The following is a 25,494-nucleotide window of genomic DNA, read 5'->3' as shown; positions in this document are numbered from 1 at the left end:
CTACAAGCTAGAACAAGTGATCAGCACTTAAGGTCACACTGTGTATTAACTAGATGTATTTGGGTGAAAGCATTGGCTGTAGATGTGAAAGAGTACGATGGGGATGTGTCCAACAACCGGCACAATGAACTAACGCATGTCACACAGAGACTCAGAAGAGTTTTGTCAAAAGAGGTTGACGTATCTGTTGGCCATCAACAATTTTTGTCAGACATTATTTTAGAAGCAAAGGCGTTGCTTAACGTTAGCCGTGTATCGGTGTGGCTATTTGATGATGTGACTAACCCCGAGAAGTTAGTTAACTTTGCCAATACGGATTGGGAAGGCGTGATCACGGGACCTTTGCCTGAACTGACAGTATTAGATTACCCCAATTATTTTCGCGCGATTGTAAATGGCGAGACCATTTCTGCATGCGACGCAATAACAGATCCTAGAACAAAAGAGTTCACGGAAGGTTATTTAATTCCGCAGCAAATCTGTGCACTGCTAGACACAGCTATTTTTCAAAATGGCTTGGCAATTGGTGTGGTGTGTTGTGAAGGGCGATTTGAGCCAAGAGACTGGTTGCAATGGGAAGTTGTGGCTGCGGAATTGATCGCGGATTGTTGTAGCCGACGACTCTTAGTTCACGAGCTGTGGCAAATGCAGCAGCGCTTAACAGAAATGGCATTTCAGGATGTTCTTACCGGTCTAAAAAACCGTCGCTACTTAATGGACTATGCGAGAAGTGAGATGAGCCGACATCAGCGCTCAGATAGACCGCTAAGTCTTTTGATGATTGATTTAGACAGGTTTAAATTGATTAATGATGAGTATGGTCACGATGGTGGAGATGAAGTCCTCAAACAATTCGCCCGCTGTTGCAATGAACTAGTTCGCACTGAAGATTGCGTATGTAGATTGGGTGGTGAAGAGTTCATCATTTTATTGCCCGAAACTGAAGTAGCCAAGGCTATGAATGTGGCGCAACGTTTGCGAGAAGAGGCCGCGGGACTCACGGTGCAATATGAAGGCAAGGCGATCCGCTTTACAGTGAGCATAGGCGTTGCCGATGTTAATTTGCACATGCCATTTAGCCAATCATTAAAAGCGGCAGATCAAGCTGTTTATCAAGCCAAAGCTGCCGGGCGGGATCAAATTAAACTGGCGCTATAGCTTGATCATTGGGAATGATTTAGCAGAGCCTTGAGTTTTGCTGGTTTCAATGGCTTTGTTAGATAATGGATCTGCTGTGCTTTTACCTGAGTTTTGAGTGCTTGATCTCGCACTGCGGTGATGAGCACGGCTGGAATATCATGTTGCCAGACCTCTCTAAGTGTTTTGATTAAAGTGACGCCATCGCAGTGCGAACCGAGCTGGTAGTCGATTAAAAGTATATCAGGTGCTCTATTATTTTTTGCGTAGTTCAATGCTTCGTCAACTTGAGAAAACAGTGTGTGTTGCAGTTGCCATTTAACCAGTAAGCTGGACATGGCTGCTAAATTATTTGGATCATCATCTACGGCCATCACCGTTAGCTTTCGTTTATTGTCACTGTGCCTAACTGCATCAACTGTTTGTACTTGTTGTTGCTCACCAAGTGGCACTTCAATGAAGAAGCGACTGCCTTTAGTAAGCTTAGAGTGCATTGTAAGTGGAATACTCATCAAATCACATAAGCGTTTTACGACCCCAAGACCCAAACCGACACCGCGATTGTCACCCGCCTCAATACGGTAAAAATCATTAAAGATCTTTTCTTGTTCGTAAGGGGAAATACCCGGGCCGGTATCCCAAACTTCAATACGCAAGCTATGGCCGCGTTTTCTACAAGCGATCAATACCGCACCTAAGTCAGTATATTTAACTGCGTTAGAGACTAAGTTTTGAATGACACGGCGCAAGTAGGTGATATCGCCGTGTACAACGTGGTTGATATTACGCACTTTGAGTGTCAGCCCTTTATCTTGGCAGATCAGGGCATATTCGTTTGCAAGTGGGTTAAGGATGTCACTCAAATTAAAGTGTTTAGGTGTCGGTTGCATGGCACCTTGTTCGAGTTTGGCGATATCAAGGAGCGACGACATTAAATGTACAGTCGAGTCCAAGCTGTCCCCAAGCTTGCTCAAATTGCTTTGTTCTGTTTCGGGAAGTTGTTGCTCGTTGATGGCTCCAAGGTATAGTCGTGCGGCATTGAGGGGTTGCAAGATATCGTGACTTGCGAGGGCTAAAAAGCGCGTTTTACTATCATTAGCGCGTTCCGCTTCTTTTTTGGCAGCAACTAAGTCTTGTTCTATTTTTTCTCGAGTGGCTATTTGTGCTTTCAAGTCTTGGTTGATAGCGCGTATCTCCAGCATTCTAGCCTCGATGCGATTTTCCAAGTCCATGTTAATTTCTTCAAGCGCATTTTGTGTTGCCATATGCATGGTAATGTCTGAAAAGCTGGTTACAAACCCACCTCCAGGCAAGGGGTTACCTGTCATTTCGAAAACCTGCCCATTTTCCCGATGGCGAATATAATGATGAGGGGTCCCATTTCTCAAGTGTTGAACGCGCTTTTCAACCAGCTTTTCTAGTGCACCTGGGCCACACTCACCTCGCTGGGCGTTATAGCGTATGATTTCTTCAATATCTTGACCAACTTGGAGGTAGCCCTGTGGGTATTCAAACATTTCATTGTAGCGCTTGTTCCATGCAACCAATTTGAGGTCCCGGTCGACAACGGAAATACCATGGCTGAGATTCTCCAAAGAGGTAAACAATAAATTTTGATTAAACTGCAAAGCTTGTGTGGTTTCGTCGAAAAAGGTGACGACTTCTTCGAATGCCATTTGTTTTCCGGAAGAAACAGCATGGATCAGTGCCTGAGCTGAGGATGCACCGAGAACCCCGGTTAAAGCGCGTTCACAAAAATTAATAAAATCAGGGGTTGGCGAGGCATTGTTTTCATCTATGTCCTCATTGAGCGCGTAGTGCCCAAGCAGTTGTTGACTTCTTTGAATGCCCAAAAATGTCTGTAGTAGCACTTTGAAATCATAGACTGTTGCTTTGACTTCTTTGTTTAGCTTTTTGGCTAGCGCCGCTTGCTCTTTGGGCCTGACAAATGCGGTTGCTTGGAGCTTATCAATTAGTCGCTCATGGGCTCCTAAAGAAAAGCTAATGTAGCAGCTGATGTTTGCCAGTAAAGCGAGCAAAGTACCTCTTGTGACAATAGTCTGTTGGGTTTGATAGTCGAGTAATTCGGGTGACGATACGATGGGCAATAACATAAACAACGCCCAACAGATAAGTCCGGCAAGTAAGCCTGCATAGACGCCATAAGCATGGCCCTTGCGCCAGTATAAACCGCCGACAATGGCTGGGAGTAATTGAGTAACAAGAGAGAATGCGACCAGCCCCATACTCGCCAGCGCTGCACCATGGCCAATCCATTGCTGATACAGATAAGCGAGCAATAAGATAGCGCCAATAATAAAGCGTCTTACCAATAAGATCTGGGACTTGTAGTTATTGGTTAATAGACTCTTTTTAAATCGTCTTTTTAGGAGTAAAGGTAAGACAATGTCATTAGATAACATGGTACTGAGTGTCAAAGTCGCAACAATTATCATGGCGGTGGCTGCGGAGAGTCCACCGATAAAAACAAAAGTCGACATTACAGGATAATCAAAGCTCAGTGGCAGGCCTAAGACAAAGCTATCAGCTGCAATATTTTGGCCTATTTGTGGATGGATCGCTGCACTGGCAATGGGAATGATCATCAGGGCGATCAGCATCAAATATAGAGGGAAAGCCCACCTAGCTGTATTGAGGTGGTTGCTATTTTGGTTGTCGACCACAGTGACGTGAAACTGTCTGGGTAGGCATATAATTGCAGCGCCAGCCATGAGCGTTTGACCGATAAAATTGAAATCCGCAAAATTAAACTCTTGCCAATGATGCCAAATTGATTGGGTCTGGGCTTGCATAAACAATGCTTGCAATGAAATGTACGCCACCGCAACTAGGGCCAAGAGTTTAATCAAAGATTCGAATGCGATGGCTAACATCAACCCAGAGCGATATTCCGTGACATCTACCTTTCTAGCACCGAAAAATATGGCGAATAGTGCCATCATTAAGGTGCCGATGAGTGCTAAAGTGGCTCCAGAAACATCGTCATTTTGACGCAGTAACTCAAAGCTATTTGCAAGTGCTTTCAGCTGCAAAGCAATATAGGGAATAGTCGCAAGCAGTGCGATAAGCGTAACCATAATTGCAGTCATTTGCCGCTTGCCATAGCGTGCGCTTATAAAGTCTGAGATTGTTGTAATATTTTGTTTTTTACTTACCAATATCATTTTACGTAAAAAGCCATGGCCGAATATAAATAGCAACATGGGTCCAAGTAAAATTGGAAAGAAGTGCCAACTACTGGCTGCGGCTGTGCCAACTGAACCATAATAAGTCCATGAGGTGCAGTAGATCCCTAAAGCTAGCGCATAAACAAAGGGGTGATGGCTAATCTTTTGTGCCAACGGCGTATGTTTATCTCCCCAATTGGCGAGCCAAAATAGTAGGCCAATATAACTTAGAGCGACCAGAATAAGCGCAGCTGTCATCGTAAGTCCTAGTTGATGTTATTGATAATATTATTAAATTCGATGAACGGTTTGAGGGGTAATCTTATCTGGCTTAGCAGGAATAAGCCAGAGCGCCCTTGCTGGAAATATAATACGCCGCATCGGTCTTAAAGCGCATACTTTATTGTGCTAATTAGACTAATGTCTTATGCCGTATGAATTGTTAATTATTCTAAATGCTCAGAAATATAACTTTATCTAACTAGCTGATTTTAAAGACTATTAGTTTCCCTCAAGTTTCTTTAATTTGCAGTTTACGTAAACGTCAAAATGAGTTTACGACTAAGGTCTCAATTCAATCGTGACAAGCCGTTGCTAAAGTCAAAGGGTCAATTCATACCAACGCATTCATACTGCATGCGTTAAACGGGGAGTTAATCATGGCCTTTAAAAGTGAAGAACAAGCAAAAGCATATTGGTCAGAAAATCTAGCCTTGATGTTTAAGCTATTAGCAATTTGGTTTGTGGTGTCATTTGGGTGTGGCATCTTGTTTGTAGACGTATTAAATGAAGTACGTTTTTTTGGGTTTAAGTTGGGTTTTTGGTTTTCACAACAAGGCGCAATTTATACATTTGTTGCTTTGATTTTTGTCTACGTATCGAAAATGGATGCGCTTGATAAAAAATACGGCGTAGATGAGTAAGGAGCAGCATAATGGATGTTCAAACGTTTACATTTTTAATTGTTGGGCTGAGTTTTGCCCTCTATATCGGTATCGCTATTTGGGCTCGAGCGGGATCAACCAATGAATTCTACGTCGCCGGCGGTGGCGTACCACCGCTAGCCAATGGTATGGCGACGGCTGCCGATTGGATGAGTGCAGCATCGTTCATTTCAATGGCAGGTATCATTTCCTTCGCTGGGTATGATGGTGGTGTATACCTGATGGGGTGGACTGGAGGCTACGTGCTACTTGCATTATGTCTGGCACCTTATTTACGCAAATTCGGCAAATTCACGGTACCTGACTTTATTGGCGATAGATATTATTCGCAGGTCGCGCGTGTGGTCGCTATTTTATGTGCCATCTTTATCTGCTTTACCTACATTGCTGGGCAAATGCGTGGCGTTGGAGTTGTATTCTCGCGCTTTTTAGAAGTCGACATTGAAACGGGCGTTTATATTGGCATGGTGATTGTTTTCTTCTATGCCGTTTTAGGTGGTATGAAAGGGATCACCTATACACAGGTTGCGCAATATTGTGTGTTAGTTTTTGCCTATCTAGTGCCCGCAATTTTTATTTCTATGATGATGACAGGGCATTTACTACCACAAACTGGGTTTGGTGCGACATTAGCTGACGGCTCAAATACCTACCTACTCGACAAACTCGACGGGCTCAGTACTGAACTCGGCTTTGCGCAGTATACCGAAGGCTCGAAGAGCATGATTGATGTGTTTGCAATCACTGCAGCCCTGATGGTCGGTACTGCTGGTTTACCACACGTAATCGTACGCTTTTTTACTGTACCTAAAGTAAAAGATACACGTATTTCAGCAGCGTGGACCTTAGTGTTTATAGCGATTGTCTATACCACAGCACCAGCGGTTGCATCGTTTGCTCGAGTAAACATGATCGACACCATCAATGGTAAAGATGGCAGTGGTACAGCGTACGCTGAAGCGCCGCAGTGGGTTAAAAATTGGGAAAGAACAGGCCTTATCACATTCAATGATAAAAATGGCGATGGCAAGATGTTCTATTCAGCTGGTAAAATCGATGATCCAGCCAGTGCCAATGAAGTAAAAATTGACCGCGATATTATGGTACTTGCCAACCCTGAAATTGCCGATTTGCCAGCTTGGGTTATTGCACTCGTTGCCGCAGGTGGCATTGCTGCGGCACTGTCAACGACGGCGGGATTATTATTGGTCATTTCGACGTCAGTGTCTCATGATTTACTCAAACGCACACTTAAACCGGATATCAGCGATAAACAAGAGTTAATGGCCGCACGTCTTGCTGCGATGGTGGCAATTGGGATCTCGGCTTACTTTGGGATAAATCCACCTGGATTTGTTGCCTCGGTGGTCGCGTTTGCCTTTGGCTTAGCTGCGGCGAGCTTCTTCCCTGCAATTATCATGGGGATCTTCTCAAAACGCATGAATAAGGAAGGTGCGATTGCTGGTATGATTTCAGGTATAGGCTTCACAGCGGCGTATATTATTTACTTTAAGTTTGTCAGTCCAGAGCTGAACGCTCCAGCAAATTGGCTATTTGGTATTTCTCCAGAGGGGATAGGTATCATTGGTATGCTGGTTAACTTTGGTGTAGCAGCTGTTGTTATGAAGCTTACAGCAGAGACACCAGATGAAGTAAAACGTATGGTCGATGGGATCCGTAACCCTAAAGGTTCTAGTGCGGCACACGCACACTAAAGTAATGAGGACAAACTAGCCCAGCATTTCGCTGGGCTAGTGTCTTTTGAAGGAGCAAAAATGACACATTCTCAGAGTGTTTCGCCTGTTGTAGATGTTTTGGACTTTGTGACAAAGCAATTGCCCTTCAGTGAGCTGCCCCCTGCATGCGCACATTTTTATGTAAATCACGCCAAGGTGGTTTATATCACGTCATTGAATCAATCAGAGTTGTTGGTACCCACTGATAGATATTTATACCTAATTCGCTCAGGTGTGTTTGATTTGGTCAATACCGCAGGTGAGGTGGTAACTCGGCTTGGGGAGGGGGATTATTTTGGTTATCCCTCACTGTTAACAGGTGAAGAGATAAAAAACCACCTTGAGGTGCAAACCAGTGGGTTGGTGTTTTTGTTGCCACAACAAGACTTTGATTTTTTGCGGAGAGAATACCTGAAGTTTGAACAACATTTTGTTCGAGCACACAAAAAGCGCTTGTTATCGAGCCACTATCAAGAACGAGGACGCGCTTGGCCTGAGCACAAAATATCTGCTTTGATGGGCAAATCGGCTGTGACCATTGAGCCCAGCGCGCGCATAGTAGATGCTGCTAAATTAATGCAAAATGCGGGTGTATCCTCAGTAATTGTCACTGAAAAAGGCGAGCTGTCAGGGATTATAACCGATCGCGATTTACGCAATCGAGTATTGGCAGCAGAACTAGCTCCGAGCGCCAGTGTTGCGCAAATCATGACTCCAAACCCCAAGTTTATCTTTGAGAATAATCGCGCATTCTCAGCGCTACATTTGATGCTCAAGCATAATATTCATCACCTCCCTGTACTCAATGAAGAACGAGTGCCGTTGGGGATGGTGACCAGTACAGATCTGCTGCGACAACAAAAGCATGATCCCGTGCAATTGATTGGGCAAATTTACAAAGCCCACAGTCATCAGGAAGTGATCCGTTTAGCGATGGAAATCCCTGCATTGTTACGCGGCTTTTCAAATACGGTTGAAGACATTTCTTTTATTGGGACTTTGCTCAGTGGTTTAACTGATGCGTTGACGAGCCGCTTGACTGAGTTATTCATTCAACAAGCGGGTGAACCGCCATGCAGTTTTTGCTGGATTTGCTTTGGTTCACAAGCGCGAGAAGAGCAGACATTACATTCAGATCAGGATAATGGATTAGTTTTTTCCAATGCCATTTTAGACCATCAACGCGACTATTTTGCACGTTTGGGTGCATACGTATCGGGGCACCTGATCAGCTGTGGTATCAAAGCCTGCCCTGGTGGCATTATGGCGAGCAATGCACAGTGTCGAGGAACGGTTGACGAATGGTTATTACGCTACGAACAGTGGGTGCATACACCGACTCCGCAGGCCATGTTAAATAGTAAAATATTTTTTGATAGACGTTTTATATATGGTGATCAAGCGTTGTACCAAAGCCTCAATGCGGGACTGAGTACACTGCGACAGCAAGAACTGTTTTTTGCGGCCATGGCGACGGATATCAGTACCAATAGTGTGCCTATCGGTTTGTTTATGCAGTTTAAGTTGGAGCGGGATAAACACAAACACCGATATTTGGATTTAAAAATCCGGGGTGTAGCAATCGTGAACGATCTAGTGCGTCTGTATGCCCTCAAGTGTGGTATCAACAAAGCGAATACTCAAATGCGCTTAGCCGCCCTAAAAGAATGTGGCGTGCTTAGCAAAGAGGACATCTACAATTTACAAGACTGCTGGCGATTTCTCACTCAGCTACGTTTTAAAGTTCAAATAGAGGCCCCTGAGCTGCCTCCAAATTGCATTAACCCAGAACTCTTAAGCTCACTTGAACGCCATCAATTAAAAGAAGCATTTCATTTGATCAAGCAAGCTCAGCAGGCGTGTGTATTTAAATTTGCGCGGGGGAGTTTATAGCGCAATGAAGTGGCGACTACCCCGATTTTTTCAACGCACGGAAAGTGCGCTGTGGCTGAATAGCGAACTTTTAGTTGTGGACTTAGAGCTCACCGGGCTTGACCCCAACTCACATGAAATTGTATCGATTGCTTGGGTGTTGATTAAGAATGGCCGGATTGAACTTGAGCAAGCCCAGCATAAATTAAATTGTGATGTAAAACAGCTTGCTCAAAGCCCTGTGTATCATGGTATAGGCGAGCATCAGTTGGTACAAAGCGGTGAACATCTCGAACGAATTATCAAATCATTTGGTGAGGAATTGGCATCCAAATCACTGGTGTGTCACAACGCTTCACTTGATTGGGGGTTTTTACAGAAATATATGAATAAATTTGGCGTGGCTGTAACGCCTGCACATATCATTGATACACTTAAAATCGAAAAAAACAAGTTGTTGCGCAGTCAAACATATCTGGCTCAAGATCAACTTACTTTAGCTGCATGCAGAAGTCGCTACGGTTTGCCGACTTATCAAAACCACAATGCGCTCAGTGACGCGCTCGCTACAGCGGAATTGTTATTGGCACACGTCAGCCATCTAGATCGGCAGGAGTCAATAAAACTGCGCAATTTGGTATATTGAGTAAGTAACCCACATCTGTTTTTTGGCAATTTACCTCATATAAAGAAAAATTTTTGCTTATCACTTACACATTTGTTCAAGGTCGATTACAATAGCGCCATCTTTACAAAGGAGTCTTAGTCACTTCTTTTTGCATTTAAAAATGGGTCTTCTAGTTAATGACAATCAAACTGGCAATCAATGGTTTTGGTCGCATAGGTCGCAATATTGTCCGAGCCCTCTTTGAGTCTGGGCGCCACAACGAATTTCAAATCGTCGCTATCAATGAGTTGGCAGATCCAGAAGGGATCGCACATTTAATGAAATATGACACATCACATGGTCGTTTTTCTTATCCCGTTACTCTTAATAAGCCCTATCTAGAAGTTGCCGAACAACAAATTCAAATTTTTAATGAGCAAGATCCGAGTCATTTACCTTGGCATGCACTAGATATTGATGTTGTGTTGGAGTGCACTGGTGTGCATCATTCGAGGCAACATGCAGAAGCACATTTGACCGCAGGGGCAAAAAAAGTACTATTTTCGCATCCAGCAGATGCCGATGTAGATGAAACGATTGTCTACGGCATTAACGAAGATAATTTACGTGCTGAGCATACAATTGTGTCAAATGGCTCATGTACAACAAACTGTATTGTTCCTGTCATTAAAGTATTAGATGATGCTTTTGGTATTGAGTCTGGTGCAATTACCACTATTCATGCGTCAATGCATGACCAGCAAGTGATTGACGCATATCATAAAGATTTGCGACGAACGCGTGCTGCCAGCCAGTCTATTATACCTGTAGATACCAAGCTAGCGCGTGGTATCGAGCGAATATTACCTAAATTTCATGGTCGCTTTGAAGCAATCGCTGTCAGAGTACCTACAATTAATGTGACTGCAATGGACTTAAGTGTGTCGTTGCAAAGCGATGTCACATTAGAACAAGTTAATCAAGTATTGGAACAAGCTGCTTCTGGCAGACTACATGGAATTCTAGATTATACCGAAGAGCCATTAGTTTCGGTTGATTTTAATCATGATCCACACTCCAGTATTATTGATGGCACCCAGACCCGAGTGAGCCATAAACGCTTGGTTAAGGTGTTAGTTTGGTGTGATAACGAGTGGGGTTTCGCAAACCGCATGCTCGACACCGCAATGGCAATGATCAAAGCCTCTTAATTTTAGTATCGTTCTTTTAAGGAGATGTCCATGTCAGTCATCAAGATGGCGGATTTAGATTTAAACGGCAAACGCGTGCTTATTCGTGAAGATTTGAACGTGCCAGTGAAAGACGGAAAAGTAACGTCTGACGCACGTATCAGAGCATCGTTGCCAACCATTAAATTGGCACTGGAAAAAGGCGCCAAAGTAATGGTTATGTCTCATCTAGGTCGCCCAACGGAAGGGGAATACGATGCTCAGTATTCACTTCAGCCAGTTGTTGATCATCTAAATGAAGCACTTGAACAAAACGTCAGATTAGTAACAGATTACCTAGATGGTGTTGAAGTTGCTGATAACGAAGTGGTTGTTTTTGAAAATGTACGCTTTAATAAAGGTGAAAAGAAAAACGACGAAGCACTTTCTAAGCAGTTAGCTGCACTGTGTGATATTTATGTAATGGACGCTTTTGGTACAGCTCACCGTGCGCAAGCGTCAACCCATGGTGTTGGCTTATTTGCTGATGTAGCATGTGCTGGACCACTACTGGCTGCAGAACTTGATGCACTTGGCAAAGCGCTTGATAATCCTGCTCGCCCACTGGTGGCAATTGTGGGTGGTTCTAAAGTGTCAACTAAACTAACAGTATTAGATTCACTGTCAACGGTTGTCGATCAACTTGTTACTGGTGGTGGTATTGCAAATACATTTATCGCGGCATCAGGTAGCCCTGTGGGCAAATCTTTGTACGAAGAAGAGTTAATTCCTGAAGCGCAAAAGCTAAGTGCGGCAGCTGAAGCGAACAATGGCGCAATTCCAGTGCCAACCGACGTAGTTGTTGGTAAAGAGTTCTCAGAAACGGCAGTTGCAGTGATCAAAGATGCGTCTGAAGTTGAAAGTGATGACATGATTTTTGATATTGGTCCAAATACGGCAATTGAGCTAGCGAAAATTATTGAGCAGGCTGGCACTGTGGTTTGGAATGGCCCAGTTGGTGTATTTGAGTTTGATCAATTTGGCAATGGTACAGAAGCCATTGCTCATGCGATTGCTAAGTCAAAAGCATTTTCAATTGCTGGTGGCGGTGACACGTTAGCAGCGATTGATAAATATGGTGTTGGCGATGAAATATCGTACATCTCAACAGGTGGTGGTGCGTTCTTAGAGTTTTTAGAAGGCAAAAAATTACCAGCGGTTGATATGCTAGAGCAAAGAGCAAAAGCATAAAAATTTATGGAGGCCTTTGGCCTCCAACTATTAATTTAAACACTCTCTCACTCTTTGTTTAGATTAATAGAGGTTGTTAGCCAACCAAACTAAATCTACCCCGTTCAAATAGATAGCCAAGAGCTATCAAAAATTGGAGAAAAGCAATATGGCTTTAATCAGTATGCGTCAACTTCTCGATCATGCGGCTGAGAATGGATACGGCGTTCCTGCCTTTAACGTGAATAACCAAGAGCAAATGCGCGCAATTATGGAAGCGGCTGATAAAACAAACAGCCCAGTAATTGTACAAGGTTCTGCGGGTGCAAGAGCCTATGCTGGTGCACCATTTATTCGCCATATGATTTTAGCTGCTGTTGAAGAGTGGCCACATATCCCTGTTGTTATGCACCAAGATCACGGTACATCTCCAGCGGTTTGTCAACGCTCTATTCAATTAGGTTTCTCATCAGTAATGATGGATGGTTCATTACTGGATGATGGTAAAACACCGTCAACGTATGAGTACAATGTTGATGTTACACGCCGCACAGTTGAAATGGCCCATGCATGTGGTGTATCTGTTGAAGGTGAGCTAGGTGTTTTAGGCTCGCTAGAAACTGGCGAGGCGGGTGAAGAAGATGGCATTGGTGCCGTTGGTAAATTGACGCAAGATCAACTTCTTACCGATCCTGAGGAAGCGGCTGATTTCGTCAAGAAAACGGGTGTTGATGCATTAGCTATTGCTTGTGGTACGTCACACGGTGCATACAAATTTACTCGTCCACCAACGGGCGATATCCTTGCAATCAACCGTATCAAAGAGATCCACGCACGTATTCCTGATACACACTTAGTAATGCACGGCTCTTCATCTGTACCTCAAGAGTGGCTTGCTGTGATCAATGAGTTTGGCGGTGAAATCCCAGAAACTTACGGAGTACCAGTAGAGCAGATCGTTGAAGGGATCAAGCATGGTGTTCGCAAAGTAAATATCGACACAGATCTACGTTTGGCTGCAACTGGTGCTATCCGTCGTCATTTAGCACATAACCCAGCTAACTTTGATCCTCGTAAATACCTAGCGGAAGCGACTAAAGCAATGACTGAGATCTGTATTGCACGTTACGAAGCATTTGGTACAGCTGGCCAAGCATCTAAGATCAAGCCAATTTCACTGGATGACATGCATGTGAAATACCTATCTGGTGAGCTTGCTCCAAAAGTAAAATAAGATACTAATTTTAAATAACTAAGCCCCAATAGGGGCTTTTTTTATGGGTGTTTGTTAGATGCCCGTGGCCTTATTGAGCGTACTGTAGTGTAGTGCTATCTGTGATAATTGATAGATCGTTTACTGGGATCAGTTTTCTACCAAGTTACAGGGTGTCGGATCACAAGTTTACTAACGTCAGTGTTCAGAGATCAGATTTTTACTAGCAAGTGTGTGTTTAGATCGTAGTTTAGTAGGCGGTGTGATCAGAATATGAGGTGTGTGGATGAAAAGATCAATGACTTACATGTCTTTTATCGGGGAACATGCGATCATAGTAGGTATAATTGTGATCCCAAAACGATCTACTAAGTAAGATTGTGATCTCGCATGCCGTTACTTAGAAAAATAATGATCCGGGCTGGATTACATGATCTTAATAATTTTTTAATTGAAATCGAGAATGTAAAGAAACCCCTTTATTCGATGCTAAATCACGCTAATTGCAGATAAATTAGGAACAAATTAGTTCTAACTCATTGAAACTGTGTTCTAGAGAAATGAATTAAGGTTATATTATCAGGTAACCTTTCATAAAACTGTCATACTTAGTCATAATAATGAAACCGACTTCGGTAACGTAAGAGATAAATGGGAATGTCACGTAGAGTACTAGTAGTTGATGACGAAGCGCCAATAAGAGAAATGTTGGTGTTTGTGTTAGAACAGAATGGCTTTCAAGCAATTGAAGCTGAAGACTATGATTCAGCGATTGCAGCCATGGTAGAGCCATACCCAGATATGGTGCTCCTGGATTGGATGTTACCTGGTGGTAGCGGTATCCAAATTGCGAAAAAGTTTAAGCAAAGTGAGTATACTCGTCAGATCCCTATCATCATGCTAACAGCGCGTGGTGAAGAGGAAGACAAGGTTAAAGGATTAGAAGTAGGTGCAGATGACTACGTGACTAAGCCTTTTTCACCAAAAGAGCTCATGGCAAGAATAAAAGCAGTGATGCGTCGAGTGTCGCCAACTTCTTTAGAAGAGGCGATAGAAGTTCACGGCTTAAGACTTGATCCTATTTCGCATCGTGTTACATCTGCGGGGAATGAGCTAGAAATGGGTCCAACCGAGTTTAGGTTGCTTCATTTCTTTATGACTCACCCAGAGCGTGTATATAGCCGTGAACAACTGCTTGACCACGTATGGGGCACAAACGTGTATGTTGAAGATCGTACGGTAGACGTACATATTCGACGTCTTAGAAAAGCGATTGCACCTCTTGGACATGACAGGCTAGTGCAAACTGTGCGTGGCGCAGGCTATCGTTTTTCTAGTAAAGTATAAAGCATTAATAAATGCGCTGTGGTAGCGTTATCCTAGCGCTTAATCTTTAGGATCATTTTATATGTATAGAGTGATTGATAAACAGGCGTTGTTAAAACGCCTGTTTTTGTATTTTCTGCCTCTTACCCTCATCGGTATTTTACTTGGTGCACCATTTGTATTGTTATTTTTGGGCGCCTCAGTACTGCTTTTTTGGCATTTTAAACAACTGTATAAACTGAGCGACTGGTTGATCAACCAGCGTAGTTTTAACCCGCCAGAAGGATCCGGTGCGTGGGAACAAATTTTTGAAGGGATCTATCATCTTCAACATCGCAATCGTAAAAAGCGCAATGAACTTGCTGCATTGATCCGCCGTTTTCGTGAAGGTGCAGAAGCGGTTCCCGATGCCGTTATCGTGATGCAGCAGGATCTCAGTATTATTTGGTGTAACCAGTTGGCACTTAAGATCTTGGGTTTGCAATGGCCGACAGATCATGGCCAACGTTTAGACAACTTGATCCGCGATCCTAAATTCGTTAAATACATGCAAGATCATGACTTCACCGATCCATTAGAACTTGAAAGTGGTCATAACGCAGAGCGCGTATTAGAGTTTCGTGTTATGCCTTATGCAGAGCAGTTGATGATGGTAGTGCGAGATATATCACGATTGAAAAAGCTAGAGCAAATGCGCAAAGACTTTGTTGCCAATGTATCTCATGAATTGCGTACACCACTCACTGTGGTAACTGGTTACCTCGAAATGATGGAAGGGGATCAGGTGCCACCTCCGGCGATCTGGCAAAAAGCACAGTTGACAATGATCGAGCAGTGTAAGCGTATGGACAGCTTGGTCAATCAACTGTTATCTTTATCGAGAATTGAAGGAGATAGAGACCAAGCTAACGATAAAGCGGTTAATGTGCCAGGAATGCTGCAATTGATCCACACAGAAGCACGCTCGCTAAATCAAGATAAGCACCACGAGATTGAGTTTAATGTTGATGAAACATTGGATATTAAGGGGTGTATTGATGAGCTGCGCAGTGCGTTTTCTAATTTGGTCTTTAATGCTATTCACTATACTAAGCCCAATGGCAAAATTGTGGTCACATGGGGCTTAGACGGTGAGCGTCCGGCATTTTCTGTTACTGACAACGGTGACGGTATAGCGTCAGAGCATATTAATCGTTTGACCGAACGTTTTTACCGTGTTGATAAGGCGCGCAGTCGCAAAACAGGCGGGTCAGGTCTAGGGCTTGCGATCACTAAACATGTGCTGAGTCGACATGACTCGAATTTGGAGATCTCAAGTAAACTGGGTGAAGGGTCGTGCTTTTCTTTCTCTTTTCCAAAGGAAAAACGCATTTTTATGACATCTTCCGAAAGTCATAAAAGTGTCATTTAATGGTAATTTTATTGTAATTTGCTGAGCGCACAATGAGCCTCAGTAATCAAATGGGAAGAACAATTGGAGTGACCCAAATGAAATTTAAAAGCTTAGTTGCCGCAATGGGTGTGGCTGTAACAACATTGGTATCAACGCAAGTTACTGCACTTGACAAACAACTACCAGAGTACAACAAAACCAGCGGTATCTCGGGTAACTTTTCATCTGTGGGTTCAGATACACTAGCGAACATGATGACGTTTTGGGCTGAAGAGTACAAGCGTATTTACCCTAACGTAAATATTCAGATCCAAGCTGCTGGTTCTTCAACTGCGCCTCCAGCTTTAACTGAAGCGACAGCAAACTTTGGCCCAATGAGCCGTAAGATGAAGTCGAAAGAGATTGAAGCATTTGAAAAGCGTTATGGTTACAAACCGACTGAAGTACGCGTTGCAATCGATGCCTTAGCTGTATTCGTACATAAAGACAACCCAATTAAAGGTCTTCGTATTGACCAAGTTGACTCTATTTTCTCTTCTACACGTAAGTGTGGTGGCGATAAGCAAGTTAATCGTTGGAGTGATGTTGGCCTAAATGGTGACTGGGCGGCAAAAGATATTCAGCTTTATGGCCGTAACTCAGTGTCAGGTACATATGGTTATTTCAAGAAAAAAGCACTGTGTAAAGGTGACTTCAGAAACAACGTAAACGAGCAGCCAGGTTCTGCATCTGTTGTACAGTCTATCTCTTCATCTGTGAATGCAATCGGTTACTCAGGTATCGGTTATAAGACGTCAGGTGTGCGTACTGTACCACTGACTAAGAAAGGTGAAAACTTTGTAGATGCAACATTAGAAAACGTAGCAGCAGGTAGATATCCTCTATCTCGTTTCCTATACGTTTACGTGAATAAGCACCCAAATAAACCACTTTCTCCAATCGAAGCGGAATTCTTGAAGATGGTACTATCTAAAGAAGGTCAAAAAATTGTAGAAAAAGACGGTTATGTACCATTGACGAACAGAATGGCAAGCCGTGAGCTTAAGAAGCTAGGTCTTCTATAACTCATTTATAAAAATAAAGAAAAAGCCGCTCATATGAGCGGCTTTTTCATTTTTACATATCTACAACTCAGGGCTGAGTTTCATTTAATACATCAGTATTGTGCGGTGCGAATTTTCGTTAGCTCTTCAACTTGCGCTTTGCAGTTATTATAACGTTCAATGCATTCACCGCTGCATATCTGTCTCGTCATGGTTTGTTCGGTAGAGCTAAGTGAGCAGTTTTGTTCACACTGAAAGTTTTGTTGAGCACATTGAGTGAGCTCAGGTGAGTTTTGTTGATTACTACAAGCGACTAAAGTAACCAAAAACAATGGCAGCGCAAATCTCATAGTCATTCCTATTATTCTGCAGATAGAGAGTAAAATGTATGATTTTAATGTTTTAGTACAATGTTAAACTTAGCATATATTTATAATGGACTGTGGGGAAAGGGCGGTATTATTATGGCTTTTCTTGATACTACACTGATAAAAAATACCCTTTGGGTACAAAAAACGCCCTTAACGGGCGCTTCTTTTAGCTCTCAGGTTAATTAACAACTTGAATGTTGTCTATCAACCTGACACTGCCTAAAAATGCAGCTGCTAATACGACAAAGGCTTCGTCGCTTTGCTGTGCTGGCTTGAGTGTATCTCTATGTGCAATCGAAAAGTAGTCAGGTTTGAGGCCTGCTTGCGCTAACTCAGATTTAGCTTCACTTTCCAAACTATCAAATTGTCGCTCGCCTGATTTCAGTGCGGTAGCGGTTTGTGACAATACTTTGTAAAGCACTTTAGCGACGTCTTTTTCTTGTTCAGATAGGTAGCCGTTACGCGAACTCATAGCCAGACCTGTCACTTCCCTTTGTGTTGGCACGCCTATAATTTCAATCGGCATAGACAAGTCATGCACCATGGTTTTAATAACTTGCAACTGTTGGTAATCTTTTTCGCCAAAACAAGCAAAGTCCGGTTGAACCAAGTTAAACAGCTTAGTTACCACCGTAGCAACACCTCTAAAATGTCCTTCACGCGCACCACCACAATAACCTTCAGAAACACCGGGTACATCGACAAAGCTTTGTGTTGCTAGTCCATTTGGGTAAATTGTTTCAACACTGGGTGTGAAAACAATATCAGTGCCAAGCTCTGCAAGCCCTTGTTTGTCTTGAACAAGCGTTCTTGGGTAGCTATCTAAATCTTCATTTTTCCCAAATTGCATTGGGTTAACAAAAATACTGACTACGACTTTATCCGCCAGCGTTTTGGCCTTTTCAACTAAAGAAAAATGACCTTGGTGCAGGTTGCCCATTGTGGGCACAAACGCAATACTGTGCCCTTGTTGACGCCAAGCTTTAATTTGACTGCGTAATGACTTTATTTCAGTGATTGATTGCATTAGTTAAACTCGTGTTCTGTACCTGGGAATGCGCCTGATTTAACATCGTCACAGAACTTTTTAACAGCGTCTTGCATATTGCCTGTTTCTGCTAAAAAGTTTTTAGAAAATTTAGGAATATAGCCAGCTGAAATGCCAACTAGATCGTGCATAACGAGGATTTGACCATCCACTTCTTTACCTGCGCCAATGCCAATAACAGGAATATTGACCGCTTCAGTTATGCGCTTAGCTAGGTTAGAAGGGATACATTCAATGACCAACATCTGTGCACCAGCAGATTCAAGGGCCTGTGCATCGGCAATCATTTGCAATGCTTGTTGCTCTTCGCGACCTTGGATCTTAAAGCCGCCAAAGACGTGCACCGATTGTGGTGTAAGGCCTAAGTGACCACACACAGGGATCCCTTGCTGTGTAAGTAGTTTAATTGATTCCGTTAACCAAGTACCGCCTTCTAGCTTGACCATATTGGCACCACTACGCATAAGTGTTGCAGCATTTTCGCAGGCTTGTGCTGGGTTTGAATAACTCATAAATGGCATATCGGCTACGACAAACAGATCTCTACTGCCAGCTCTTACACTGCGAGTGTGATAGGCAATTTCTTCTGTGGTTACGCTGAGTGTATCATCAGCGCCTTGCAATACCATACCTAATGAGTCACCAACTAAAACCACATCAACGCCATTGTCATAAAAAAGCTTCGCAAAGCTGGCATCGTATGCCGTTAATGCTGTGATTTTTTCACCTTGTTGTTTTTTCTTTGCCAAGGTTGAAACCGAAACTTTTGCCATTAATGAGTCTCCTTTGTATCTGTGTTAGGCAGCGCTGTTAAGCCATTTTTTGGCAACTTATCAGCCACACTTTTAAGTGTTGTTCCATCGGGTAATTGAAGTTGAGGTGCTATTTCCATCAAGGGGAATACCACAAACTCTCTTTCACATAGGCCATAATGAGGTACTGTTAAACGCTGAGTGGCAATGCTTTCTTCATTAAACAAGAGGATATCTAAATCCAGAGTTCTGGGGCCCCACCGTTCGTCTTTGCGCACTCTACCTTGGCGTAATTCAATCTCTTGAAGCTGGTCTAAAAGTGCTTCGGGTTTAAGTAATGTTGAAAACCTTGCTACGGCGTTAACATAGTCTGGTTGGTCCTGAGGGCCCATTGGTTTTGAACTATAAAAACTCGATACAACCAGGTCATTGAAATCTGGATGTGTTTTCAAGGCATTTAAAGCCTGAGTTAACTGCGCTTGGGGGTCGACTAAATTCGCCCCAAGCCCGATATACACTATATTCATGAATCTTGCTTTGGTTTTCTACGAGGCTTATTACGATAACGGCGTTTTGGACGATCTTTTTGGCCAAGGTTTTTGACCATTTCTTTTTGCCCGCCGACATCTTGTTTAAGGTATTCTGTCCACCAATCAGCTAGCGCCTGTTGGTCGGATTCGCCACTTTCAACACGCAACAGTAAAAAGTCATACGAGGCCTTAAACTTAGGTTGAAGGCTCAGACGGTAAGCTCGTTGACCACTGCGTCTATCTAAACGTTGCTGAATATGCCAAATATCACGAGCGCCCAATGTAAACCGTTTTGGAACGGCAACACGTTGTGCATTTTCGCTTAGCACCTGACTGATGGCTTGCATGAACGCGTCGTATTCTGAAATGCCTTGTTGTTCTAACAATGCCGCGCGTTTGCGCAATGGGAACCACAGTAAGGCAGCGTAAATAAACGCAGGAGTTACCTTTTTGTTGTTATTTATACGGGCATCCGTGTTAGCAAACATTTGCTGGATAAAGCGTTTTTCAAACTCACTGTCCTCTTGTGCCAAAATTTCTTCGAGTGTTGGAAACAGCTGTTTAAAGAGGCCTAACTCTCTGAGCATTAAAAAGTTGGCTTCTGCTTTACCACCTAAAAACAGCTTGAGGGTTTCTTCAAACAATCTTGCTGGTGGAATATTCCCAAGCAGCGGTGATAATTCAGTGATTGGAGTGAGCGTAGCTGGCGCAATTTCCATATCTAATTTGGTAGCAAAGCGAACCGCACGCAGCATACGAACAGGATCTTCACGATAACGGGTTTCGGGATCACCGATTAGCTCAATCCGTCTTGCCTTTATGGCTTCAATGCCGCCGGCAAAATCGCGAACACCAAAATCATTGACCGAGTAATATAAAGCGTTGATAGAGAAGTCTCTGCGCTGAGCATCTTCTTCAATGGTGCCATAAACATTATCGCGCAGTAATTGCCCCTGTTCACTTGCCTTACTTGTCGGATCATCTTCACCATTTGATAGGTGATGGCCGCGCATTGTCGCAACTTCGATAACTTCACGCCCGAATACAATGTGGGCAAGTCTGAAGCGACGACCGATAAGTCGGCAATTTCTAAATAGGCGTTTAACTTCCTCAGGTGTTGCGTTTGTGACAACGTCAAAGTCTTTTGGCTCAATCCCTAACAAAATATCCCGAATACAACCACCGACAAGGTAAGCGTCATAGCCGCCATCTTTTAATCGATATAACACTTTGATTGCATTGGGGCTAAATTGTTTTCGTGAGATATTGTGCTCACTACGCGGGATGATTTGAGGTGTTAATTTTGCCTCAACTATCCCTTTAGTTTGCTTGGCGCCAACAATTTGCCTACACAACTTGAATATTTTAGAAATAATAACCACTCTCCTACTACTTTGAGTCCCCACCCGCAGCATCATTTGTACAGATTTTTTTTGCTCGCACTATGCTTTATTTTTTCTAAAGTGTAGGCGAGATCATAAGGCTCGCTATCATATACTCAAATGTACTGAAATTGAAGTTTCAGACGTGAATTAGCGATTAAATTTTCAACCAAATAACGCGCTAAGAGTTGTAACATTGTCACGTCGAGTTATTTTCATAACATCAACAACCAATCTCAAGACATCCTCGCGACACTGGGCACTTTATTCAGTGTTTTATATGCCTGTAGTTTTAACTGAATAGTTAGAGCTACAGCGGCGTGAATTGGTAGTCGGTTGAACTGAGTTGTATGACCTGAATTTCTTTATTTTTGGGTAACTTTACATCATGGTATACAGCTGTAGCCCATGTGAGTAATTCGGTAGCATCATCGATTTGATGTAGTTCAATTTTATCGAAGCCCAAAAATCCAAGTGCTGCTTTAAGTGCTGGTAGGGGGGCATTGTTGTCAATGGCTGGTGCATAGTTTTGCTTGGATAACTTGAATCCAGGCTGTGCTACAGCGAGCGGAACATGCATGTAGTGTGGTGGCTTTTTTGCAAGTTGTTGAAACAGACTAAGTTGTCTGGCGGTCGGTTCTAGCAGATCAGCACCGCGCACAACATGGCTGATTTGTTGTTCTATGTCATCCACAACCACTACAAGTTGATAGGCGTACAGGCCATCTCGTCGCTTTACGATGTAGTCTTCTTGCGCGACTTGGTCTGGTATGACTACATGTCCCTGTAAAGCATCTTCAAATTGGTAGATAGGGAAATTTTGTTTTAGACGTAACGCGTTGTTTTCAAAAACATGGCTGGCCGTACGACAATGGTTATCATAAAAACCTCCACGCTGTTTGATTTGCTTACGGGTGCAGGCACACGCGTAGACATCACCAGTTGAAGCGAGGGAGTGGAGCACCTCGTGATATAACTTGTGCCTTTGGCTTTGATAAATTACCTCACCATCCCAGTGTAACCCATAAGCTTCAAGGGTGGTTAAAATGGCATCTGCCGCACCACTAACAACACGTGGTGTGTCAATGTCTTCCATTCGAACTAGCCATTGCCCTTGGTTGGCTTTGGCATCAAGGTAACTGGTAAGTGCCGCAATTAACGACCCAAAATGTAGAGGTCCTGACGGGGAGGGCGCAAAGCGTCCACGATAAACAGAAGACGCACCCAGAGCATGTAAGTTATCCTGCTCTGGGTCTTTTTTTTGTGGGGTCTGCATAACTGGTGAGCTTAACCTATCGTTTTTACAGGTTTATACTCGGTTTTAACCTCGACCCTGCTGTTTTTCTTTGATTTCAGCAAGTGTTTTACAATCCACGCATAAATCTGCGGTAGGACGTGCTTCTAAGCGACGAATACCAATCTCAATGCCACATGAATTACAGAAACCAAAGTCATCTTCTTCAATCAGCTGTAGTGTCTTTTCAATTTTCTTGATCAGCTTACGCTCTCGGTCACGTGTACGCAGTTCAAGAGAAAACTCTTCTTCTTGCGCTGCACGGTCGACAGGATCAGGGAAATTTGCCGCTTCATCTTGCATGTGGTTCATGGTGCGATCAACTTCATTGCGAAGATCGTTACGCCACGCTTCTAATATTTTTTTGAAATGAGCTAGCTGCGCCTCGCCCATGTATTCTTCGCCCGGCTTTTCTTGGTAAGGTTCTAAACCGGCCTGAGCCAATAACCCTAGTTTTTTCTGGTCTGGCATAGCATTCTCCTAAATCCTTAATAAACAACCCCAGCTAACGCCGGCGGCTATAAATAGCAAAATCTTCAACCCTTAGCAAACACTTTTTGCTTCGTCCCTGTTCTAAAACAAGCCGTTGGAGTGAAGTTTTAACGGCAGATATATGAGGGTGAAGTTTTTTTTTTCAAGTATCTAGTACAGATACTTGTTTAATAACCTTGACCTCACTTGGGGTAACTTGTGCTTTATATGCATATATTTCAACCCCTTCGCTTTTAGCCTCAGCCAGTAATTGGGCATATTTTTTATCAATGTGCTCAGCTGCTTTGACTGATTCAATGCCGTTGTGCATAACAATAAATAATAGCACGGCGCGTTGGTGATTATTTTTTATATGTATCAACTCTCTGAGGTGTTTCTGCCCTCTAGTTGTTTCGGTATCAGGAAAATAGCCTTGGTCACCTTCTAACAGTGTGACGGACTTGACCTCAACATAACAATTGGGCTGTTGAGGTGAAGAGAGTAATATATCAATGCGGCTATTTTCATTGCCATACTTTACTTCGCTGGCGATATTGTCATAGCCATTCAACTGTGAAATATCCCCGGCTTGAATCGCTTCATAGGCTACTTTATTCGCTATACCAGTATTGACACAAATGAGGTTGCCTTGACCATCTTCGGTTAACTCAAGTGAATGTGCATACTTGCGCTTTTTATTGTCGCTGGTGGAGTAATAGGCTTTAAAGCCACTGTCGGCACAACCTGTCATCTTGCCAGTGTTTGCACAATGTACGGTAAACGTTTCACCATCTTCTTTGTGCAAGTCGACTAAAAATCGTTTATAGCGTTTGAGCAAAGTAGCGCTTTGAAGTTGGGATGAAAATTTCATAGTTTAGTCGCATTCGTTTTGGGGCTCGGTGATTGCTAGTGTACACTGACTAGAATCTACAAGCGTAAGAGTGAAAACCTATATGTCTGATAAATTTATTGTTCGCTTAAGTGAACAAGCTCCTGCTGCACATTGGGGCAACAATGCATCGCTGTCTTTTGACGAGCAAGGTGCAACCATTCATTTAACTGAGCAAGAAACCCTAAAGCATATTCAAAAAGCGGCTCGTAGCCTAGCACAACAGGGGATCCCTGCGGTAGCGTTAAGTGGTGAAGCTTGGTGTACAGAATCACAATGGGCTTTTTATCAGGGCTTTGTTAGTCCTAAACAGCTTGATCCAGTTGCTTTTGTTGAAAATGCACAATCAGATTTAAATGAGTTACAGGCGTTGAAGCAATCAGCAACTTGGATGCGCCAAATGATCAATGGTACAGCTGAAGATATTTACCCAGAAAGTTTAGCGGGTAAGGCCGCTGAGTTTATTCAGTCTTTAGCACCAGAGCACGTCAGCTATCAAATAATCAAAGGCGATGCATTACTAGAACATCAATGGATTGGGATCCATGAAGTAGGCCGTGGTAGCGAAAGAGCACCAGTACTACTTGAGTTAGACTTTAACCCGACAGGTGACGAAGATGCGCCAGTTAGCGCAGCGCTTGTTGGTAAAGGCATTACTTTTGACTCGGGTGGTTATTCAATCAAGCCGAGCGAAGGGATGTTGACCATGAAATGCGACATGGGCGGTGCTGCAACAGTCACTGCTGGTCTTGCATTGGCAATCCAACGTGGTATTGATAAGCGTATTAAATTGTTCTTGTGTTGTGCGGAAAACCTTATTTCAGGTCATGCATATAAACTAGGCGATATTTTAACGTATAAAAATGGCACGACAGTTGAAATCGTGAATACGGATGCCGAAGGTCGCCTTGTACTTGCTGATGGTCTAATGGCGGCTGGTGAAACTGGTGCGCCTTTGATCATTGATGCTGCAACACTAACTGGTGCTGCATTAATGGCGGTAGGTCAAGAGTACAATGCTTTATTTGGTCTTGATAAAGAGCTAGTTGGTGAGGTTCAGCAGTTTGCAAGTGAAGAGTTCGAAGCTGCTTGGCCATTACCTCTTGAAAAATGGCACCAAAATAATTGCCCTTCTGCTTACGCAGACACTGCAAATAGCCGAGCTCAAAAGGGTGGTGGTTTTGGCGGTGCATCTAATGCCGCTGGTTTCTTATCTCGCTTTGTGCCAAATGAAGGACAAGGTTGGGTGCACATAGACCTAGCTGGTTGCTTCCAAAATAATGCGGGTGCTCAGTGGGCGTCAGGTGCGACGACAATGGGTATGCGAACAGTTGCTCGTACACTAATTGCAAAAGTGTAACCCATAAAGAAAAGCCTCTTTTGAGAGGCTTTTAACTCGTCAGCGGGTAATTTAAGAAAGCAAAGCTGCTGCGAGGCGAACAAAATCAGATGAGGTTAATATCCCCAGTAGTTTATTGTTTTCGTCAACCACAGGCATGCAGCCATGACGGTTTTCGACAAAGTAAGTAACAACTTCATGTAAGCTCTGCTGCGGTGTTACGCTGGCAAAGTCCTGCGCCATGGCATCACTGACTTTTTCCTGCTTTTCTTTTCGCTCTAATGCCAAGTTACCGTAAGTAGATAAAATACTCATCACTTTGGCTATCATGATTTTTTGGGTCAACATGCCCACCAAATGACCTTCTTCATCGATCACGGGAATATGACGAATATTTTTTTCGCGCATTAAGTTGTGTGCATCGTGCAGGGTATGTGACGACTTAACAGCGAGTGGATCAGGGGTCATCAACTGTTCAACAGTATGCAGCATAATATTTTCCTGTAAGTGAACCTTACTAGTAGGTATAACTGAAAATGACTTAATTTTCCTGTGGCTAG

At 43.3% G+C, this 25,494-nt stretch carries 22 protein-coding genes; 12 read left to right on the top strand and 10 right to left on the bottom strand.

Annotation, left to right across the window (positions count from 1 at the left end; all coding sequences use genetic code 11):
- Positions 1 to 72 precede the first annotated feature (72 nt).
- The gene (locus J8M00_RS14350; RefSeq protein ID WP_247687388.1) at positions 73 to 1,158 is read left to right on the top strand and encodes a sensor domain-containing diguanylate cyclase; all 1,086 of its coding nucleotides are present in this window, start codon (positions 73 to 75) and stop codon (positions 1,156 to 1,158) included.
- A 5-nt stretch (positions 1,159 to 1,163) separates the two neighbouring features.
- Here J8M00_RS14350 and J8M00_RS14345 read toward each other — a convergent pair whose 3' ends face one another.
- Positions 1,164 to 4,583 (bottom strand): hybrid sensor histidine kinase/response regulator, encoded by a 3,420-nt coding sequence (locus J8M00_RS14345; protein ID WP_211011151.1) that lies wholly within the window; start codon positions 4,581 to 4,583, stop codon positions 1,164 to 1,166.
- 401 nt (positions 4,584 to 4,984) lie between these two features.
- Between J8M00_RS14345 and J8M00_RS14340 the strand changes: the two genes are divergently transcribed.
- The 10 genes from J8M00_RS14340 to J8M00_RS14295 all read left to right on the top strand — a co-directional run bounded on the left by J8M00_RS14340 (position 4,985) and on the right by J8M00_RS14295 (position 16,879).
- Positions 4,985 to 5,248, top strand: coding sequence for a DUF4212 domain-containing protein (locus tag J8M00_RS14340; RefSeq protein ID WP_211011149.1), 264 nt, complete (start codon positions 4,985 to 4,987; stop codon positions 5,246 to 5,248).
- A gap of 11 nt (positions 5,249 to 5,259) precedes the next feature.
- Positions 5,260 to 6,984: a sodium:solute symporter family protein gene (locus J8M00_RS14335; protein ID WP_211011147.1), complete on the top strand. Its 1,725-nt coding sequence runs from the start codon at positions 5,260 to 5,262 to the stop codon at positions 6,982 to 6,984.
- A 60-nt stretch (positions 6,985 to 7,044) separates the two neighbouring features.
- Positions 7,045 to 8,898: a DUF294 nucleotidyltransferase-like domain-containing protein gene (locus tag J8M00_RS14330; protein ID WP_211011145.1), complete on the top strand. Its 1,854-nt coding sequence runs from the start codon at positions 7,045 to 7,047 to the stop codon at positions 8,896 to 8,898.
- 4 nt (positions 8,899 to 8,902) lie between these two features.
- Entirely contained in the window at positions 8,903 to 9,523 is a 621-nt protein-coding gene (locus J8M00_RS14325; RefSeq protein WP_211011143.1) for a 3'-5' exonuclease, read from the top strand.
- A 158-nt stretch (positions 9,524 to 9,681) separates the two neighbouring features.
- Complete coding sequence (epd, locus tag J8M00_RS14320) at positions 9,682 to 10,695, top strand: erythrose-4-phosphate dehydrogenase (protein WP_211011141.1); 1,014 nt, start codon at positions 9,682 to 9,684, stop codon at positions 10,693 to 10,695.
- Positions 10,696 to 10,725: 30 nt separating this feature from the next.
- On the top strand, positions 10,726 to 11,904 hold the full coding sequence (locus J8M00_RS14315) for a phosphoglycerate kinase (RefSeq protein WP_211011139.1): 1,179 nt from the start codon (positions 10,726 to 10,728) through the stop codon (positions 11,902 to 11,904).
- Positions 11,905 to 12,052: 148 nt separating this feature from the next.
- Positions 12,053 to 13,117 carry a class II fructose-bisphosphate aldolase gene (fba, locus tag J8M00_RS14310; RefSeq protein ID WP_023399795.1) on the top strand — a complete coding sequence of 355 codons (1,065 nt, stop codon included), beginning with the start codon at positions 12,053 to 12,055 and terminating at the stop codon, positions 13,115 to 13,117.
- A 636-nt stretch (positions 13,118 to 13,753) separates the two neighbouring features.
- On the top strand, positions 13,754 to 14,443 hold the full coding sequence (gene phoB, locus J8M00_RS14305) for a phosphate regulon transcriptional regulator PhoB (protein ID WP_023399796.1): 690 nt from the start codon (positions 13,754 to 13,756) through the stop codon (positions 14,441 to 14,443).
- A gap of 61 nt (positions 14,444 to 14,504) precedes the next feature.
- Positions 14,505 to 15,833: a phosphate regulon sensor histidine kinase PhoR gene (phoR, locus tag J8M00_RS14300; RefSeq protein ID WP_211011137.1), complete on the top strand. Its 1,329-nt coding sequence runs from the start codon at positions 14,505 to 14,507 to the stop codon at positions 15,831 to 15,833.
- A gap of 77 nt (positions 15,834 to 15,910) precedes the next feature.
- Positions 15,911 to 16,879, top strand: a complete 969-nt coding sequence (locus tag J8M00_RS14295; RefSeq protein WP_211011135.1) for a PstS family phosphate ABC transporter substrate-binding protein — start codon at positions 15,911 to 15,913, stop codon at positions 16,877 to 16,879.
- 92 nt (positions 16,880 to 16,971) lie between these two features.
- Here the strand turns inward: J8M00_RS14295 and J8M00_RS14290 are convergent, their stop codons facing one another.
- The 8 genes from J8M00_RS14290 to sfsA form a co-directional block, all read right to left on the bottom strand.
- Positions 16,972 to 17,208 carry a hypothetical protein gene (locus J8M00_RS14290; protein WP_348772555.1) on the bottom strand — a complete coding sequence of 79 codons (237 nt, stop codon included), beginning with the start codon at positions 17,206 to 17,208 and terminating at the stop codon, positions 16,972 to 16,974.
- A gap of 199 nt (positions 17,209 to 17,407) precedes the next feature.
- Entirely contained in the window at positions 17,408 to 18,256 is an 849-nt protein-coding gene (panC, locus tag J8M00_RS14285) for a pantoate--beta-alanine ligase (protein WP_211011131.1), read from the bottom strand.
- On the bottom strand, positions 18,256 to 19,050 hold the full coding sequence (panB, locus tag J8M00_RS14280; RefSeq protein WP_211011129.1) for a 3-methyl-2-oxobutanoate hydroxymethyltransferase: 795 nt from the start codon (positions 19,048 to 19,050) through the stop codon (positions 18,256 to 18,258). Before panB ends, panC begins: the two co-directional genes overlap by 1 nt.
- Positions 19,050 to 19,556, bottom strand: a complete 507-nt coding sequence (folK, locus tag J8M00_RS14275; RefSeq protein ID WP_211011128.1) for a 2-amino-4-hydroxy-6-hydroxymethyldihydropteridine diphosphokinase — start codon at positions 19,554 to 19,556, stop codon at positions 19,050 to 19,052. Before folK ends, panB begins: the two co-directional genes overlap by 1 nt.
- Positions 19,553 to 20,974 (bottom strand): polynucleotide adenylyltransferase PcnB, encoded by a 1,422-nt coding sequence (gene pcnB, locus J8M00_RS14270; RefSeq protein WP_211011458.1) that lies wholly within the window; start codon positions 20,972 to 20,974, stop codon positions 19,553 to 19,555. Before pcnB ends, folK begins: the two co-directional genes overlap by 4 nt.
- A gap of 277 nt (positions 20,975 to 21,251) precedes the next feature.
- Positions 21,252 to 22,217 (bottom strand): tRNA glutamyl-Q(34) synthetase GluQRS, encoded by a 966-nt coding sequence (gluQRS, locus tag J8M00_RS14265; RefSeq protein WP_211011126.1) that lies wholly within the window; start codon positions 22,215 to 22,217, stop codon positions 21,252 to 21,254.
- Positions 22,218 to 22,262: 45 nt separating this feature from the next.
- On the bottom strand, positions 22,263 to 22,706 hold the full coding sequence (dksA, locus tag J8M00_RS14260) for an RNA polymerase-binding protein DksA (RefSeq protein ID WP_023399805.1): 444 nt from the start codon (positions 22,704 to 22,706) through the stop codon (positions 22,263 to 22,265).
- A gap of 163 nt (positions 22,707 to 22,869) precedes the next feature.
- Positions 22,870 to 23,577, bottom strand: a complete 708-nt coding sequence (sfsA, locus tag J8M00_RS14255) for a DNA/RNA nuclease SfsA (protein ID WP_211011124.1) — start codon at positions 23,575 to 23,577, stop codon at positions 22,870 to 22,872.
- 82 nt (positions 23,578 to 23,659) lie between these two features.
- Between sfsA and pepB the strand changes: the two genes are divergently transcribed.
- Positions 23,660 to 24,955, top strand: a complete 1,296-nt coding sequence (pepB, locus tag J8M00_RS14250) for an aminopeptidase PepB (protein WP_211011122.1) — start codon at positions 23,660 to 23,662, stop codon at positions 24,953 to 24,955.
- 51 nt (positions 24,956 to 25,006) lie between these two features.
- On the opposite strand, the gene J8M00_RS14245 is transcribed toward pepB, so the two are convergent.
- Positions 25,007 to 25,426, bottom strand: coding sequence for a CBS domain-containing protein (locus J8M00_RS14245; protein ID WP_023399808.1), 420 nt, complete (start codon positions 25,424 to 25,426; stop codon positions 25,007 to 25,009).
- Positions 25,427 to 25,494: the final 68 nt, after the last annotated feature.

The sequence above is a fragment of the Pseudoalteromonas luteoviolacea genome (genome assembly GCF_018100925.1).
Taxonomy (GTDB): domain Bacteria; phylum Pseudomonadota; class Gammaproteobacteria; order Enterobacterales; family Alteromonadaceae; genus Pseudoalteromonas; species Pseudoalteromonas obscura.
The sequence above is the reverse complement of the archived record's forward strand: the minus strand, read 5'-3'. Positions and strand labels throughout refer to the sequence as shown.